This window comes from Bradyrhizobium pachyrhizi, assembly GCF_001189245.1.
Classification (GTDB): Bacteria; Pseudomonadota; Alphaproteobacteria; order Rhizobiales; family Xanthobacteraceae; genus Bradyrhizobium; species Bradyrhizobium pachyrhizi.
Window position 1 is genome coordinate 86,011 of the sequence record NZ_LFIQ01000089.1, and the last position, 433, is coordinate 86,443.

The window sequence follows — 433 nt, forward strand, 5'->3', positions numbered from 1 at the left end:
CCTTGTCGCTCATGATCACGCAGGCCGAGGCGCCGTCCGAGAGCTGGCTGGCATTGCCAGCGCTGATGGTCTTGCCCTCGAATACCGGCTTGATCTTGGCAAGCCCATCCGCCGTGGTATCCGGCCGCGGACCTTCATCCTTGGCCAATGTCACCTGCTGGTAGCTGATGTCCTTGGTGTCCTTGTTGACCACGGCCATTTTGGTCGTGAACGGGACGATCTCGTCGTTGAAGCGGCCGCCCTGCAGCGCGGCGCCGACGCGGCGCTGGCATTCGAGGCTGTATTCGTCCTGCTTGTCGCGGCCGATGCCGTAGCGCTCGGCGACGACCTCGGCCGTCTCCAGCATCGACATGTACATCTCGGGCTTCATTGCCATCAGCTCATCGTCGACGGCGTGGAACCGGTTCATGTGCTCGTTCTGCACCAGGCTGAT

1 protein-coding gene is annotated in these 433 nt (G+C 62.6%); it reads right to left on the reverse strand.

Translation table 11 applies throughout. From position 1 onward, the window contains the following. Positions 1–433 (reverse strand): thiolase family protein (locus tag AKL29_RS45285; RefSeq protein ID WP_488230427.1); only part of this gene is annotated, 433 nt, incomplete at both ends.